Source organism: Vreelandella sp. ssv (assembly GCF_059448525.1).
In genome coordinates, this window is the sequence record NZ_CM182545.1 from 1,565,558 (window position 1) to 1,580,124 (window position 14,567).

Genomic DNA, 14,567 nt, shown 5'->3' on the forward strand with positions numbered 1-14,567 from the left:
ACGCTCGCTTGCTGTTAAAGTGAACACTGTTTGATAACTTTTCCCCCGCGGTTATTACCGTCATCAGAGCTCGGCTACTATCCATGATCAGACAACGCACCCTACAAAACGTCATTCGCGCCACCGGAGTAGGCCTGCATTCAGGCAAAAAAGTCCATCTAGCTCTGCGTCCGGCGCCGGCCAATACTGGGATTGTGTTTGTTAGAACCGATCTGGACCCCGTTGTACATGTGCCTGCCCGCGCTGAGTTGGTTGAAGATACCAAACTGTGCACGGCGCTCTCCTTTAATGGGGTTAAAGTAGCCACCGTTGAACACTTGATGTCAGCCTTTGCTGGATTAGGGATTGATAACGCTTATGTAGATGTTAGCGAACCTGAAGTCCCCATTATGGATGGCAGCGCTAGCCCGTTTGTCTTCTTGATTCAGTCAGCCGGTATTCTGGAACAGGATGCCGCTAAGAAGTTTATTCGTATCAAGCGCCGCGTTGCAGTGACTGATGGTGACAAAGAGGCTGTTTTCTTACCTCATCAGGGGTTTAAAGTCTCTTTTGAAATTGATTTTGACCACCCTGTTTTCGAGCAGCAGAAGCAGACAGCGCTAATCGATTTTTCGACGACGTCGTTTGTCAAGGAAGTGTCTCGCGCCCGTACCTTTGGTTTTATGCGCGACCTGGAGTTTTTACGCTCCAACAATTTAGCGTTAGGCGGCAGTTTAGATAATGCCATCGTGGTAGATGACTATCGCATTGTTAATGAAGGCGGTCTGCGCTACGAAGATGAATTTGTTAAACATAAGGTACTGGATGCCATTGGGGATTTGTATCAATTGGGCTATAGCCTGATAGGCGAGTTCCGTGGTGTTAAGTCTGGTCATGCGCTGAATAATCAGCTGTGTCGTGAGTTAATGGCGCAACCTGATGCCTATGAAATCGTAACGTTTGAAGAAGATAAAGCCGTGGCGCCGATCTCCTACGCCGCGCCCGCTATGGCGTAAAGCGCTATCTTTTTTGTTCAGCTTGCTTGATTATTAATGAGCTTTATTAGTGACCTAAATTAGTCGCAGACACATAGCTTGACCTTGTTATAAAGCATCGCTTAGGCGATGCTTTATGCGTTTTTGAGCCTTATTAAAAGGTAAGGTTTTTTCGTGATCGTGAGCAGCAATAGGCATCTATTGCTTAGAAGGGGTGGCATGAGAAGCTAGCCGTTCGAGCGCACGTTTTAATGCAGGATTGGTCGTGTCCTCAGCGCAGTCCGCCAGGGTTTTACCTGCATCTGCTGACAGGCTGCGAGTATTTCGCGGCGGTGCCAAAATGGGGCGTACTGGACGTACTTTAAAAGTAAATCCGTTCACGCTTTCAAAGCCAGGTAACTGATGCAGTAGCTCTAGCAGGCGGCGCTGCTCAAAGCGTAACCATGTCAGCCAGTTCGCTTGACCACTGATCAGTGTTAGGCGACCTTCGCGAAAGCCGCCAACGAAAATATGCTCGCGCATTTCTTCAGGCAGATGCGCGCGAAGATGTTTTTGAGCTTGGTCAATTAAACGAGATAGGCGCATTAATTGATTAATGTCGCCGGACTTGTTGAGCAGTCGGGCAATGGGCTGTGCGTGAGAACGCTTAACCTTTATACTCATACGCTTAATTCCTAGGGTAACGATGACGTCGGCGATCTTAGCCGATCACCCATTAGCAGAGCCTACCACGCTCAGGAGCCGGTCTACAGCATGTCACCTACGCTTGATGTTCAATCTGCTATGCCGCGGCGCCATCGTCGCTACGGTCTAGCGCGTTGGTGGCTGGCCGGCCTGCTCGTGAGCTGCCTTTTGCCGGCAAGTTTAGGCCATGCGGATGCGTTTCGCAGTGGTGAGCGCAGCGTTACTATCTGCTTATGGGTGCCCGCGATTTTACGCGCTCAGTCACACTGGATTGCCAGGAGAAGGCGTGCACTGCGCCGCTGGGCTCAGCGCCCCAGGCTCTTTGCCCCTTTGCCGCGCCTAAACAGCTGGCTACCGCCACCCCCGCTGCTGGTGGCGGCCCGCGATGTGTTGACTCAGCGCGGCCCCCCTTCCTATCGAGTATGCCGTTAATATACTTATTTTGCCCCTACGCTTGTAGGAACAAGGCTTGCCAAAGAATGGCCTGAAGTAAAAGGCAAAGTCCGATGGGTCGTTTGTGAATATGTGGATATTTCATGCTTAATAATTTATTACGTAAAGTCGTCGGTTCTAAAAATGATCGCGACGTTAAACGCATGCATAAAAATGTGCCTCAGATTAACGCGCTAGAGGCCGAATTTGAGGCGCTGAGTGACGCGGAGCTGCAAGTTAAAACGGCAGAGTTGCGCCAGCGTTTGGAAGCGGGTGAGTCGCTTGATGCACTTTTAGCGCCCGCTTTTGCGATCGTCCGTGAGGCCAGTAAGCGCGTCATGAACATGCGCCATTTTGATGTGCAAATGGTGGGTGGCATGACCCTGCACCGTGGTCGTATTGCAGAAATGAAGACCGGTGAGGGTAAAACCCTGGTGGCGACGCTGGCGGTGTACCTTAATGCTTTGCCAGCTAAAGGCGTGCACGTGGTCACGGTGAACGACTATCTGGCCCGCCGTGATGCCGAGTGGATGCGTCCGCTATATGAATTTCTGGGTCTATCCATTGGCGTTATTTTCTCTGGTCAGACGGGAGAAGAGAAGCGCCATGCCTATCAGTGCGATATTACTTACGGCACCAATAACGAGTTTGGCTTCGATTATCTGCGCGACAACATGGCGTTTTCGTTAGATGACAAAGTCCAGCGCGGTTTACATTATGCGATTGTCGATGAAGTTGACTCGATTCTTATCGATGAAGCACGCACGCCACTGATTATTTCGGGTGCGGTAGATGAAAATACCGACCTTTATAAGGTGGTTAACCAATTAGCCCAGCAGCTTGAAAAGGGCGAAGAGGTTGAAGATGAAGAGGCAACGGTCGTTGGCGACTTTTTGGTTGACGAGAAACAGAAGCAGGTCGAGCTAACCGAGCAGGGGCATAATAAAGTTGAAGAGTTAATGCGTACTGAAGGTTTGTTGGGCGATGATGAGTCGCTCTATGCCGCGCAAAACCTCAACTTGCTCCAGCATATGCATTCTGCTTTGCGTGCCCGTCATCTTTATAACCGTGATGTGGATTACATCGTCTCCGAAGGCCAAGTCGTCATCGTTGACGAGCATACTGGCCGTTCAATGCCAGGGCGCCGTTGGTCAGAAGGCTTGCACCAAGCCGTAGAAGCCAAAGAGGGAGTCACGGTTCAGCGTGAAAGCCAAACGCTTGCCTCCACCACCTTCCAGAACTATTTCCGTCTGTATGAAAAATTAGCCGGTATGACCGGTACAGCGGATACTGAGGCCTTTGAATTCCGTCAGATTTACGGCCTCGACGTGGTGGTTATTCCCACCAACCGCCCTCTGGCCCGTAAAGACCTTAATGATCTGGTCTATTTGAGCGCTCAAGAGAAGTACGAAGCGATCATTAAAGATGTCAAAACTGAGACTGAAGCCGGGCGTCCGGTCCTGGTCGGTACGGCCTCCATTGAGACGTCTGAGTACCTTGCCAAGCTGATGCGTGAAGCGGGTCTTGCATTTAACGTGCTTAATGCCAAGCAGCACCAGAGTGAAGCAGAGATTATTGCTCAGGCTGGCCGTCCAGGGGCGATTACTATCGCCACCAACATGGCCGGACGGGGTACTGATATTATGCTGGGGGGGAACTGGGAGGCTGAGGCCGCCAAACTACACAACCCAAGCCAAGAGCAAGTTGATGCGCTTAAAGCCGAGTGGCAAGCACGCCACGATGGCGTACTGGCTGCTGGCGGTCTACATGTAGTCGGTTCTGAACGCCATGAGTCACGGCGCATCGACAATCAGTTGCGTGGCCGTGCTGGCCGCCAGGGCGACCCAGGTTCCACGCGCTTCTTCCTGTCGCTTGAAGATAGTCTGATGCGTCTGTTTGGCTCTGACCGTGTCAAGCGCTTAATGCAGGCGTTGGGCCTTGAACATGGTGAAGCCATTGAGCATAAGATGGTTTCCAATGCCGTAGAGCGTGCCCAGAAGAAGGTCGAGGGACGTAACTTCGATATACGTAAGCAGTTGCTTGAGTACGATGACGTTGCCAATGATCAGCGTCGAGTCATCTACGACCAGCGCAATGAAATCCTCGCTGCAGACGATGTCGCTGATGCCGTTATTGGCATTCGCGAAGAGGTGATGGAGTCGGCGATTAGTGACTATGTGCCTCCTCAGAGTCTCCCCGAGCAGTGGGATTTGCCCGGCTTGGAAGCGCATCTGAAAACGGAGTTTAACCTAGATGCACCCGTGGTTAAGTGGGCCGCTGAGGATGATCGCTTTAGCGAAGAGCAGTTACGTGAGCGGCTGCAGACCATGCACCGTGAAGCCTATGCAGCAAAAATTGCTGCAGCGGGCGAGAAGCTAATTCGTCGCTTTGAGAAACAAGTCATGCTGCAAGTGCTCGACACGCGCTGGAAAGAGCATCTCCAGTCGATGGACCATCTGCGCCGTGGTATTCACCTGCGTGGCTATGCCCAGAAAAACCCCAAGCAGGAGTACAAGCGTGAGTCGTTTGAGCTCTTTCAGCACCTGCTTGACCATATTAAAGAAGATGTAACACGCATTCTGAGCCACGTTCAGGTTCGCCAGCCCGAGGAAGTGGATGCGCTTGAACGTCAACGCCGCGAAGCGCTAGAGCGCGAAACCGCGACAGCCGCCAGCCGCCATGATGCTCCGCCTCAAGAGCCCTCTGAGAACGAACAAGACGCGCCGGGTGCCGATGGGCGCCCAGTACGTCGCGAGGGCCCAAAGGTGGGTCGTAATGACCCCTGTTTTTGTGGCTCAGGTAAAAAGTATAAGCAGTGCTGTGGAAAATTAAGCTAACGGCGGCACTCTCTAAATCGCGTTTGCCTGAAGGAGATAAGCATGGCGGTGGGAAGCAATCCTTTTCCAGCAATGCCGCCCCTTGAAGGGGTGCGTCTGGGCGCTGTAATGGCGGGTATTAAAAAGCCTGATCGCCGTGATGTGGTGGTGATTGAATTGCCTGAAACAGCGACGGTGTCAGGTGTTTTTACACGTAATGCATTTTGTGCAGCCCCTGTGGTAGTCGCTAAGCAGCACCTTGAGCAGTGTCGGGCTGCCAGTCGTTCGCCACGCTTTTGGCTGATCAATACAGGCAATGCCAATGCGGGCACTGGCGAAGCAGGCTTACGCGACGCACGGGCAAGTTGCGCCGAGTTCGCCAAGCAGGCTGGGGTTTCGGCTGAAGATGTACTGCCATTTTCCACTGGGGTCATTGGTGAACCGTTGCCGATGGAGCGGCTGTTAGCGGGATTGGCGCCGGCGCTTGAAAGCTTGTCCAGCGACAGTGTTGCCTGGGAACACGCAGGCCAAGGCATTCTAACCACCGACACCCGGGCCAAAGGGGCCAGTGTCACGGTTGAAATAGGCAATCAGCAGGTAACGATTAACGGCATCACGAAAGGGTCGGGCATGATCAAGCCCAATATGGCGACCATGCTGGGCTTTGTGGTGACCGATGCGGCTATTGAAGCACCGCTACTGGATCGGCTGCTGCGTGAAACCGTCGATCGCTCGTTTAACTGCATCACGGTAGATAGCGATACCTCTACCAATGACGCCTGTATGTTGGCAGCCACCGGCACAGGCCCTCGCATCGCCGATGATGCGCAGATTGCCATTTTCAGTAATGCCTTGCAGCGTGTCATGACTGAGCTGGCGCAGGCCATTATTCGCGACGGTGAGGGGGCGACCAAATTCGTTACCCTTCAGGTCGACGAGGCAAAAAGCCGTCAGGAAGCGCTCGATGTGGCCTTTACCGTCGCCCACTCACCGCTAGTCAAAACAGCGCTTTACGCCTCTGATGCTAATTGGGGGCGTATTTTGGCCGCGGTTGGACGAGCGCCTGTAAGCGATTTTGATGTCAACCGGGTGGTTATTGACTTAGGCGATGTGCGTTTAGTCGAACAGGGTGGGCGCGCGGCAGGTTACACCGAAGCAGCGGGAAGCGCTGTCATGGCGCAGCCAGAAATTACCATTCGCATTAACTTGGGGCGCGGCGAAGAGAGTGCCACGGTGTGGACCTCTGACCTCTCCCATGACTATGTGTCTATCAACGCGGATTACCGTAGCTAGCCAGTCGCTCTTCGTTAAGGGCGTTGATTGGCAGGGGTAATGTACACACGCAGCGAGATAGCGCCGATGTCATCAGCGTTGGTGCGCGCAGTGGATCAAGACGTAACGAGTATATGAGTATATGAACATAAAGGTAAAACGACGGGTTCATGTCGCGGCAGCTGCGATTATCAGTGCCGATCAACAGCAAGTACTGATCGCTCGTCGACCATCGAACGTTGATCATGGCGGGCTGTGGGAGTTTCCGGGTGGCAAGCTGGCTCCTTATGAAACCGGTCTTGAAGGATTAAAGCGTGAACTGCACGAAGAGCTGGGCGTTGAGATTGTTTGTGCCCAGCCGTTGATTCGCGTCCACCATGAGTATCCAGACAAGCATATCCTGCTTGATGTATGGCAGGTGCACGAGTTTGCTGGCGAGCCCTTTGGACGAGAAGGGCAGGCGGTGCGCTGGGTGCCTATGAGTGAGCTCTCCAACTACCCTTTCCCTGCGGCAAATTTACCGATTCTGCGAGCGGTAAGGTTGCCTACAGAGTATTTGATCACCGGCGAGGAGGCTGACGAAGCGCGTTTTGATGCATTTTTGGAGCGTGCACTGCGTGAAGATAATATCCGTTTGGTACAGCTGCGAGCTAAGCAGTTAGACGAAGCTGCTTATCTCGCTCGTGCCCAGCGAGCTCTGGCGCTATGCCGTGAATACGGCGCACGGCTGCTGCTCAATGGCGAACCAACGCTGCTTGATCAGATTGATGCCGATGGTGTTCACCTAACCAGTGAGCGCTTAATGCAGCTTGAGCGTCGACCGATTGCTGAAAACAAATGGCTGTCAGCATCGACGCACAACCAAGCGCAGTTGACTCAGGCCGCAGTGTTAGGCTGTGACTTTGTTAGTCTGTCGCCGCTGCGCACCACGCCTTCGCACCCGGAAGTGTTCCCGCTCGGCTGGCATGATTTCCAGCAATTGGTCGAGCGTGCGGGTATGCCGGTGTTTGCCCTGGGCGGCATGACCCGCTTTGATGCCAATCATGCCCGTGCCGTAGGCGCTCAAGGGATCGCCTCAATACGCGACTTCTGGAAGTAATCGGTCGTATTGGACCGTCCTGTGCCGTCAAAAACGCCTGCCTGAGTCTTTATCCCAGGCAGGCGTTTTGTTGGCTTGGGGTTTTGACGCGGAGTTAGTCGCGGTAACGGCGAGTTAGATCTCCGTAGGCGTCGACTCGGCGATCCCTTAGATAAGGCCAAATGCGGCGAGTGTTTTCACTGCGCGCCATATCAAGCTCAACGACTAACTGCTCGGTCTCTTCTTCCGCATGGGCCAATAGCTCACCTTGCGGTCCACAGACAAAACTCCCTCCCCAGAACTGAATGCCATCACCCACGCCAGAGTGATCCGGCTCAAAGCCAACCCGGTTGGCCACTAGCACCGGCAAACCGTTGGCAACGCCGTGGGCGCGCTGAATCAGCGTCCAAGCATCTTTTTGGCGGCTCTTTTCTTCGCTGTCGTCGTTGGGATCCCAACCAATCGCCGTGGGGTAGAGCAGTAAGTCGGCACCGGCTAGCGCCATCAGTCGGGCAGCTTCGGGATACCATTGATCCCAGCAGACCAATACGCCGAGACGGCCTACAGACGTTTCAATCGGGGTGAAACCTTCTCCACGGGCGCTGTCATGATCTCCCGGCGTGAAGTAAAACTTCTCATAAAACCCGGGATCATCGGGAATGTGCATTTTGCGATACTGGCCAATACGCCCTTTGGCGCGGTCGTAGACCACGGCGGTATTGTGGTATAGCCCTGGTGCACGGCGTTCAAACAACGAACCGACCAGGACAATGTCCAGCTCCTTTGCAAGCGCTGCAAGACGTTGGCCAGTTGGGCCGTCGAGCGGCTCTGCTAGGTCAAACAGCGAAGGGTCTTCGAACTGGCAAAAGTAGTGGGTGGCATGCAGTTCTTGCAGCAGTACCAACTGGGCGCCTTGCTCAACGGCACTGCGTATGCCGGATTCACTGGCGGAGAGACTTTGAGCTTTATCAGGCCAAGCGGGTTGCTGTACAACCGCGACGGTTAGCGTTGTCGACATGGTGACTCCTTTAGCAAATAGCGGTCGCGGAAAGTGACCCCTGGGCAAGGGTGCCTTGGGGAAGCTGCATGGTTAAGCAGTGCAGGCTGCCATGTTGGCGAATAACGCTGACACACTCAATCGGTATGAGCGTGTGCTCGGGAAACGTACTTGCCAGCGCCTTCAGTGCAGTGACATCGGCTGGGTCACCGTAAGTAGGTACCAATACGGCTTGATTAATGATTAGGAAGTTCGCATAGGTGGCGGGAAGACGATGCCCATCATCGGGGTCGAAACAAGCCTGCGGCCAGGGCAATGCGACAAGGCGATAGGGCTCGCCATTGCGCTGACGAAACGCTTGCAGTTCCTGCTCCATCGCCGCCAAAGCGTTGTAGTGTGGATCGTTAGGGTCATCGCAACGCACATAGGCGATGGTGGCTGGATCGCAGAAACGGGCCAGCGTATCGATATGACTGTCGGTATCGTCGCCTTCCAGATGACCGTTGGCCAGCCACAAGATGCGATCAACGCCGAAATCCTGGGCGAGCGTCGCTTCTACGTCTTCACGAGATAGCGTGGGGTTGCGATTAGGGTTAAGCAGGCATGCTTCGGTGGTGAGCAGTGTGCCTTCACCATCGGTTTCGATACCACCACCTTCCAGTACCAAATGGCGAGTGGTTACGGGGCAAGCCCAAGCCCCCGCATCAGCAAGCCACTGGGTGAGGCAGTTATCACGTTCTGCGGGGAATTTACCACCCCAGCCGGTAAAGGTGTAATCGAGCATCATCATTTGGCCCTGTTCATCGATGACACTGATCGGGCCATGATCCCGTGCCCAGGTATCGTCGGTGGGTGCGACAATTAGCTGCAGGCGCTCAGCTGGCACGCCGTAGGCGTCAAATGTAACGGCCAAGCGCTGTTGAGTGAGCTCGTCGGGTACGCAAATAAGCACGCGCTGATAGCGCGCGGTCGCAATGACGATGCGTTCGAGAGTCGCTTCGATGCGCGCAAGTAGTGGCGCCCAATCCCCGTCAGGGCGTGGCCAGGTCAGTTGTATCCCATCTTGGGGATACCATTCGGGTAGCAAACGATATGTCATAAAAGCGCAGCCCCACGGTCAGCAGTAAATCGGCGCAATGTAGGGTGTGGTGGGGCAAGTTGCAAGCGCAACGTATTTTATCTGAACGCAGGCAGTGCAGGTCGCTCTAATGGCCGTTTGGAACATGCAGAGACACTAAAAAAACCGTACCATGAGCGCTTATTGATAAGGAATGACGCCATGCTTGATCGTTTGCCTTTTCTGGTGGGGCTGCGCTACGTGCGCGCTAAACGCCGGAACCACTTTATTTCGTTTATTTCGCTCACCTCAATGCTGGGGTTAATGCTGGGGGTCGCCGTACTTATTCTGGTGTTGTCGGTGATGAACGGCTTTGACCATGAACTGCGTACGCGCATTCTAGGCATGGTGCCACACGCCAAAATCGAGTCCCGTGAGGGTATGGTCGAATGGGAGTCACTCGCTGAAGAGTTAATGCAGCGAGAGCGAGTCATCGGGGCGGCGCCTTTTGTCGAGCAGCAGGGCATGTTCTCGGTCGGTGGCCGTAATCAGGGTGCTATGGTCAATGGTATCAATCCTGATTGGGAAGACCGCGTCTCTATTATTGGCGAGCATATGAGTGAAGGCGCGTTGGCCGATTTGGTACCCGGTGAGTGGAACGTGGTGCTAGGGTCAATGCTAGCGCGCAGTCTTGGCGTTGGCGTTGGGGATCGAGTGACGCTTTTAGTCCCCGAAGCGTCGATTACCCCGGCGGGCGTCTTCCCGCGCTTAAAGCGCTTCACCGTTAGCGGTATTTTTAGCGTCGGCGCTGATCTAGACGCCAACTTGGCCTATGCCAATATTGAAGATATGCAGACGCTTGCCCGTTTGGGCGATGCCATTGGCGGGCTTCGCCTTCAGCTTGATGACCTGTTTGCCGCGAGTAGCGAAACCCAGGCCATTATCAATGAACTTGGCCCTGAGTACCGCGGCAGCGACTGGACGTTTTCCCACGGCAATTTATTCCAAGCGATACAGATGGAAAAGCGCATGATTGCGCTGCTATTAACCGTCATTATCGCCGTGGCAGCGTTTAATATCGTCTCCACGCTGGTCATGGTGGTTACCGATAAACGCGCTGATATCGCCATCCTGCGGACCATCGGTGCCACGCCGCGCTCCATCATGGGCATTTTTATTGTTCAGGGCATGACTATTGGCCTGATCGGTATCGCTATTGGTGTGGCGGTGGGTGTGCTGCTGGCGCTCACGATTGCTGACCTGATTGGCTGGGTCGAAGGGACGTTGGGTATTCAGTTCTTGGATGCTGGGGTCTACTTCATTAGCGATCTACCTTCCCGCCTTCAGTGGGACGATGTTAGCCGTATTGTATTGGCCGCCTTTGGTTTGACGTTCCTGTCGACGCTTTATCCTGCGTGGCGGGCGGCGAAGGTTCAGCCAGCGGATGTGTTGCGCTATGAATAATGGCTTCAGGAATAAGGATGACACGATGTCGATGAATTCGCTGTCTAGGAACACAGAGCAAGACGCCGCCATCATGCTTGACTGCCAGGCGCTGACAAGAATCTACAGTGAAGGTCCCCAAGATCTAACGGTGCTGGATAAACTCAATTTGCAGGTGCGGGCTGGTGAGCGGGTTGCCATCGTAGGTAGCTCGGGATCGGGTAAAACAACGTTACTGAATCTATTGGGCGGTCTTGATCGCCCTAGTGACGGTCGCGTAGTGATCGCCGGTGAGCCGCTGTCGGGGTTAAATGAAGCCGCGCTGGGGAGTTTTCGTAACCGCTATATTGGGTTTGTGTACCAATTCCATCACCTGTTGGCGGAATTTACCGCCGTCGAGAATGCTGCCTTGCCGCTGATTATTCGTGGCCAGTCGAAAAAGGCGGCCGAGCAGCGGGCAATGCAGATACTCGAGCGGGTGGGTATGCAGCCGAGAGCGGATCATAAGCCGGGCGAGCTTTCCGGCGGTGAGCGTCAGCGTGTGGCGATTGCCCGGGCGCTGGTCACCGATCCTAGCTTGGTGTTAATGGATGAGCCTACGGGGAATCTTGATCAGACCACCGCAGCGACTATTTTGGCGCTGATGGATGAGCTGGCTAAAGAGAGCGCCTGTGCATTTGTGATTGTGACCCATGATGTGGGCCTCGCCGCCCACCAGGACCGCGTGCTTAAGCTTGATGCGGGCAAATTGGTCGAGCAGACGCCAGCGCTGTAAGGCTTGAGCTTGGTCGATAAGCCGACGCTTTAGCTTATTGGCCAAGCCTGGGTCTTGAGCCCCATCATCAGGCTAAGTCATCAAATTCTGCTTCAATTTGCGCACGCCGCTGCCGACGTATCTGGCGGCGGCGTTTCCAATTATGGGAGACGTGCCAGCGCCAGATTAAGCGGATACCAATATTAACGACGATAGCCAGAAAAATTGCCGTTACTAATGATCCGACGATTAGGGGCGGCATAATGTCGTGCATCTGCTCGGCAATCCAACGCGTTGAAATACGCGAAGGCGCTTCTCTTACTGGCGCGCCGAGTATGAACGTGCCAATCCGATAATTGCCGTAAAAAATCAGCGGCATCGTTAAAGGGTTCGTGATCCATACCAAGCCGATCGACAGGGCTAAGTTACAGCGCGTTAAGCGAGCACCCAGCGCAGCGACCACCATCTGAAAGGGGATGGGCAGCATGGCGCAAAACACGCCCACGCTAAACGCATTGGCAACGCTTCGGCGAGTTAAAAGCCACAAACCTGGATCTGCAATCAGCGGCGCCAAAAAGCGAAGCGAACGCTGCTTCCTGATGGTGTCGGGTTTGGGCATGTAGCGCTGCAGGAACCTGCGCGGCATGACGGTTACTCTTACCTATCGATGTTGCCCATTATCCATATAGCATCGCCCTTCGGCTATGCTAGGCCATCAATGAACATTCGCCAGGGAGCGTCTATGCGCTTAGGTGTTGCCATACCTGCTGCATTTGCAGCTCTCGCAGGAGGGATCCTTGCATGGTACAGCCATGCCGACGGGATAACCTCTAATATGCTGGGATGGGGTTTGGTAACCGCTTTGCTGGTAATGGGATGGCAGCCGCGCGCTGGTTTATGGCTACTAATCGGCGGATGGGTTTTTATAGGCATACAGGCGGAGTGGGGGAGTCGTTTGCCGGCGGGGTTGAGTGGGGAGAATATCGTTGTTGAGGCAAAGGTGTTAACTGTTCAGCCCCAGGGCGATGCCACGCGTCTTATGTTGCGCGTAGATCATTGCCTAAGCCCTGCGCAACGACCGAGTTGCTCGGCGCTTAACAAGGTGCGAGTAACGGCCTATAGCGGTGATGTATTCACCGCCGGTGAGCGGTGGCGAATGACGCTACGTTTGCGACCGCCAAGTGGCTTTGCTAATCCCGATACCTTTGATTATGAACAGTGGCTGTGGCGTGAGGGAATTCACGCCACGGGTTATCTGCGCCAAGACCCGCCGCCTGTGCTGCTAGCATCCTCCAGGTCATCAATTCGTCAGTTTGGGGTGGCGTATCTAGCTCGTCAGGCGCTTGATGAGCGCACTAAACGCTGGCTGGCGGCGCTGACATTGGGTGATGGCGAGCAGCTGACTCAGGATGACTGGTCGTTGTTGAATGCCACCGGAACTACCCATCTGGTTGTTATTTCCGGGTTACACGTCGGGTTGGTAACATCGTTTGTGTTGATGCTCGCCAAACTAGGCGCTCGCTTGGCCACCCCCACCAACTGGCGAATGCGTACCTGGCCATGGTGGTTAGCGGCAGTAGCCTGTGTCGGTTATGCCACTCTTGCTGGCATGGCGCCGCCCGCCATGCGGGCGATGGTAATGACCCTGATTGGCCTGTGGGTGCTGAGTGGGCGACATGCACCAAGTCCCTGGCAAGGCTGGTGGTTGGCACTTGCACTAGTGCTGATTGCCGATCCATTAGCCTTGTGGCGCCCGGGTATGTGGTTGTCCTTTGCGGCGGTGGCTTGGCTGATCATTATTTGGCAGGGCCGACGCCGCCCTCAGGGTGTTAAAGGCTGGTGTTGGGCGCTGTTCAGATCGCAATTGCTGCTTGCCCCCCTGATGGCGGCCGCCGTGTTGGTGGCGTTTGGGCGAGTGGCGCCCGCCGCTCCTTTGATTAACCTAATAGCCGTACCGTGGGTGAGCTCGGTCATGGTGCCGTTGGCTCTCCTGGGTTGGTTATTATCACCCGTGCCCTTTCTGGGTCATGGCTTGTGGTGGTTGTTTGAAGCAGCGCTCGACGCTTTCCATGTGCTGCTGACGCTCTCTGTTCAGCATTGGCCGCTATGGGAGCCTGATCGACCGCTAACCTATCCACTGGCCTTCGCGCTGCTGCTGCTGTCACTGTGCTGGGGTTTGCCTGCGGTACTGCCGAGTATCCGGCTAGCATCTACAGCGTTAGTCGTGGCGCTACCTTGGTGGTCGCTTGCTTCATCGACTCCCCTGCATGGGCTGCGTGTCAGCGTGCATGACGTGGGGCAGGGGCAGTTGATAGAGGTGCGCAGTGAACATTATCGACTGCTGTATGATACGGGCCCGCGCTTTCGTAGCGGTTTTATGCCGCTAGAGTCGCTGTGGTCGCCGGGACAACGCTTTGATCAGGTGATCGTTAGTCACGCCGATAATGACCATTCGGGAGGCGTTAATGCGTTATTAACGCAGCATCAGGTTGATAAGTGGACCGCTCCTGCTGGTGAAACCCTGCCAATAGAGAGCCGGGCGTGCCAGCGCGGTCAAGCATGGCAGCGCGATGGCGTAAACTATCGCTTTTTATGGCCGCCAGCGGGTACCAATGCTTTGTCACCCAATGATCGATCCTGTGTGTTAGAAGTCCGCGTCGGCGAGCACCGGCTTCTTATCACCGGTGATGTGAGTACAGAGGTAGAGCGACGCTTTGTGCTTGATGTTGACGCGCCTGTCTCGGTTCTTGTGGCCGGTCATCATGGCAGTGGCACTAGTTCGGGTATTCAATTCGTGCGCCGTACTGCTTCAGAGCATGTGGTGTTTAGCGCAGGACGGGATAATCCTTTTCAACATCCGGTGGATAACGTCGTACGTCGTTTTCGCCAACAGGGGAGCTGTATGTGGAGTACAGCACACGATGGAGCGCTGCGTTTTGGGTTGCAAGTAGGACAGCCGATTGAGGTTAAAACGACGCGACCGCTGCCAGGTCGTCGCAATCGGTGTTGAAGCAAGCCGCCATAAGGTAGAATTCTCCGCACTGCACACTATTGCCAGGA

Annotated in this window: 12 protein-coding genes; 8 read left to right on the plus strand and 4 right to left on the minus strand. The window is 54.6% G+C overall.

Going from position 1 to position 14,567, the window contains the following annotated elements; all coding sequences use genetic code 11:
- Positions 1-83 precede the first annotated feature (83 nt).
- Positions 84-995 (plus strand): UDP-3-O-acyl-N-acetylglucosamine deacetylase, encoded by a 912-nt coding sequence (lpxC, locus tag AC5TBW_RS07170; protein ID WP_495511397.1) that lies wholly within the window; start codon positions 84-86, stop codon positions 993-995.
- Between the two features lie 177 nt (positions 996-1,172).
- Here the strand turns inward: lpxC and AC5TBW_RS07175 are convergent, their stop codons facing one another.
- Entirely contained in the window at positions 1,173-1,637 is a 465-nt protein-coding gene (locus tag AC5TBW_RS07175; protein WP_495511398.1) for a DUF721 domain-containing protein, read from the minus strand.
- Positions 1,638-1,727: 90 nt separating this feature from the next.
- Here AC5TBW_RS07175 and AC5TBW_RS07180 point away from each other — a divergent pair, with 90 nt between their 5' ends.
- The 4 genes from AC5TBW_RS07180 (at position 1,728) to AC5TBW_RS07195 (ending at position 7,277) form a co-directional block, all read left to right on the plus strand.
- Complete coding sequence (locus AC5TBW_RS07180) at positions 1,728-2,090, plus strand: hypothetical protein (protein ID WP_495511399.1); 363 nt, start codon at positions 1,728-1,730, stop codon at positions 2,088-2,090.
- A gap of 104 nt (positions 2,091-2,194) precedes the next feature.
- Positions 2,195-4,927, plus strand: a complete 2,733-nt coding sequence (gene secA / locus AC5TBW_RS07185) for a preprotein translocase subunit SecA (RefSeq protein ID WP_495511400.1) — start codon at positions 2,195-2,197, stop codon at positions 4,925-4,927.
- A gap of 42 nt (positions 4,928-4,969) precedes the next feature.
- Positions 4,970-6,199, plus strand: a complete 1,230-nt coding sequence (argJ, locus tag AC5TBW_RS07190; RefSeq protein WP_495511401.1) for a bifunctional glutamate N-acetyltransferase/amino-acid acetyltransferase ArgJ — start codon at positions 4,970-4,972, stop codon at positions 6,197-6,199.
- 121 nt (positions 6,200-6,320) lie between these two features.
- Positions 6,321-7,277 carry a Nudix family hydrolase gene (locus AC5TBW_RS07195; protein WP_495511402.1) on the plus strand — a complete coding sequence of 319 codons (957 nt, stop codon included), beginning with the start codon at positions 6,321-6,323 and terminating at the stop codon, positions 7,275-7,277.
- Positions 7,278-7,371: 94 nt separating this feature from the next.
- Here AC5TBW_RS07195 and AC5TBW_RS07200 read toward each other — a convergent pair whose 3' ends face one another.
- A complete protein-coding gene (locus AC5TBW_RS07200) occupies positions 7,372-8,274 on the minus strand; it encodes a carbon-nitrogen hydrolase (RefSeq protein WP_495511403.1) in 903 nt (300 codons plus the stop codon).
- 10 nt (positions 8,275-8,284) lie between these two features.
- Entirely contained in the window at positions 8,285-9,352 is a 1,068-nt protein-coding gene (locus AC5TBW_RS07205) for an agmatine deiminase family protein (RefSeq protein ID WP_495511404.1), read from the minus strand.
- 180 nt (positions 9,353-9,532) lie between these two features.
- On the opposite strand from AC5TBW_RS07205, the gene AC5TBW_RS07210 reads away from it, so the two are divergent.
- Together AC5TBW_RS07210 and AC5TBW_RS07215 are read left to right on the plus strand one after the other, a co-directional pair.
- Positions 9,533-10,774 carry a lipoprotein-releasing ABC transporter permease subunit gene (locus tag AC5TBW_RS07210; protein ID WP_495511405.1) on the plus strand — a complete coding sequence of 414 codons (1,242 nt, stop codon included), beginning with the start codon at positions 9,533-9,535 and terminating at the stop codon, positions 10,772-10,774.
- 31 nt (positions 10,775-10,805) lie between these two features.
- Positions 10,806-11,528: an ABC transporter ATP-binding protein gene (locus AC5TBW_RS07215; RefSeq protein WP_495511927.1), complete on the plus strand. Its 723-nt coding sequence runs from the start codon at positions 10,806-10,808 to the stop codon at positions 11,526-11,528.
- Between the two features lie 67 nt (positions 11,529-11,595).
- Here AC5TBW_RS07215 and AC5TBW_RS07220 read toward each other — a convergent pair whose 3' ends face one another.
- Positions 11,596-12,153 (minus strand): DUF2062 domain-containing protein, encoded by a 558-nt coding sequence (locus AC5TBW_RS07220; RefSeq protein WP_495511406.1) that lies wholly within the window; start codon positions 12,151-12,153, stop codon positions 11,596-11,598.
- 96 nt (positions 12,154-12,249) lie between these two features.
- Here AC5TBW_RS07220 and AC5TBW_RS07225 point away from each other — a divergent pair, with 96 nt between their 5' ends.
- Positions 12,250-14,517: a DNA internalization-related competence protein ComEC/Rec2 gene (locus AC5TBW_RS07225; protein ID WP_495511407.1), complete on the plus strand. Its 2,268-nt coding sequence runs from the start codon at positions 12,250-12,252 to the stop codon at positions 14,515-14,517.
- Positions 14,518-14,567 lie beyond the last annotated feature (50 nt).

Bases quoted from the DNA above. Each gene is read 5' to 3' on its own strand.
- lpxC (WP_495511397.1), top strand. From the start codon at position 84: ATGATCAGACAACGCACCCTACAAAACGTCATTCGCGCCACCGGAGTA.
- AC5TBW_RS07175 (WP_495511398.1), bottom strand. From the start codon at position 1,637: ATGAGTATAAAGGTTAAGCGTTCTCACGCACAGCCCATTGCCCGACTG.
- AC5TBW_RS07180 (WP_495511399.1), top strand. From the start codon at position 1,728: ATGTCACCTACGCTTGATGTTCAATCTGCTATGCCGCGGCGCCATCGT.
- secA (WP_495511400.1), top strand. From the start codon at position 2,195: ATGCTTAATAATTTATTACGTAAAGTCGTCGGTTCTAAAAATGATCGC.
- argJ (WP_495511401.1), top strand. From the start codon at position 4,970: ATGGCGGTGGGAAGCAATCCTTTTCCAGCAATGCCGCCCCTTGAAGGG.
- AC5TBW_RS07195 (WP_495511402.1), top strand. From the start codon at position 6,321: ATGAACATAAAGGTAAAACGACGGGTTCATGTCGCGGCAGCTGCGATT.
- AC5TBW_RS07200 (WP_495511403.1), bottom strand. From the start codon at position 8,274: ATGTCGACAACGCTAACCGTCGCGGTTGTACAGCAACCCGCTTGGCCT.
- AC5TBW_RS07205 (WP_495511404.1), bottom strand. From the start codon at position 9,352: ATGACATATCGTTTGCTACCCGAATGGTATCCCCAAGATGGGATACAA.
- AC5TBW_RS07210 (WP_495511405.1), top strand. From the start codon at position 9,533: ATGCTTGATCGTTTGCCTTTTCTGGTGGGGCTGCGCTACGTGCGCGCT.
- AC5TBW_RS07215 (WP_495511927.1), top strand. From the start codon at position 10,806: ATGAATTCGCTGTCTAGGAACACAGAGCAAGACGCCGCCATCATGCTT.
- AC5TBW_RS07220 (WP_495511406.1), bottom strand. From the start codon at position 12,153: ATGCCGCGCAGGTTCCTGCAGCGCTACATGCCCAAACCCGACACCATC.
- AC5TBW_RS07225 (WP_495511407.1), top strand. From the start codon at position 12,250: ATGCGCTTAGGTGTTGCCATACCTGCTGCATTTGCAGCTCTCGCAGGA.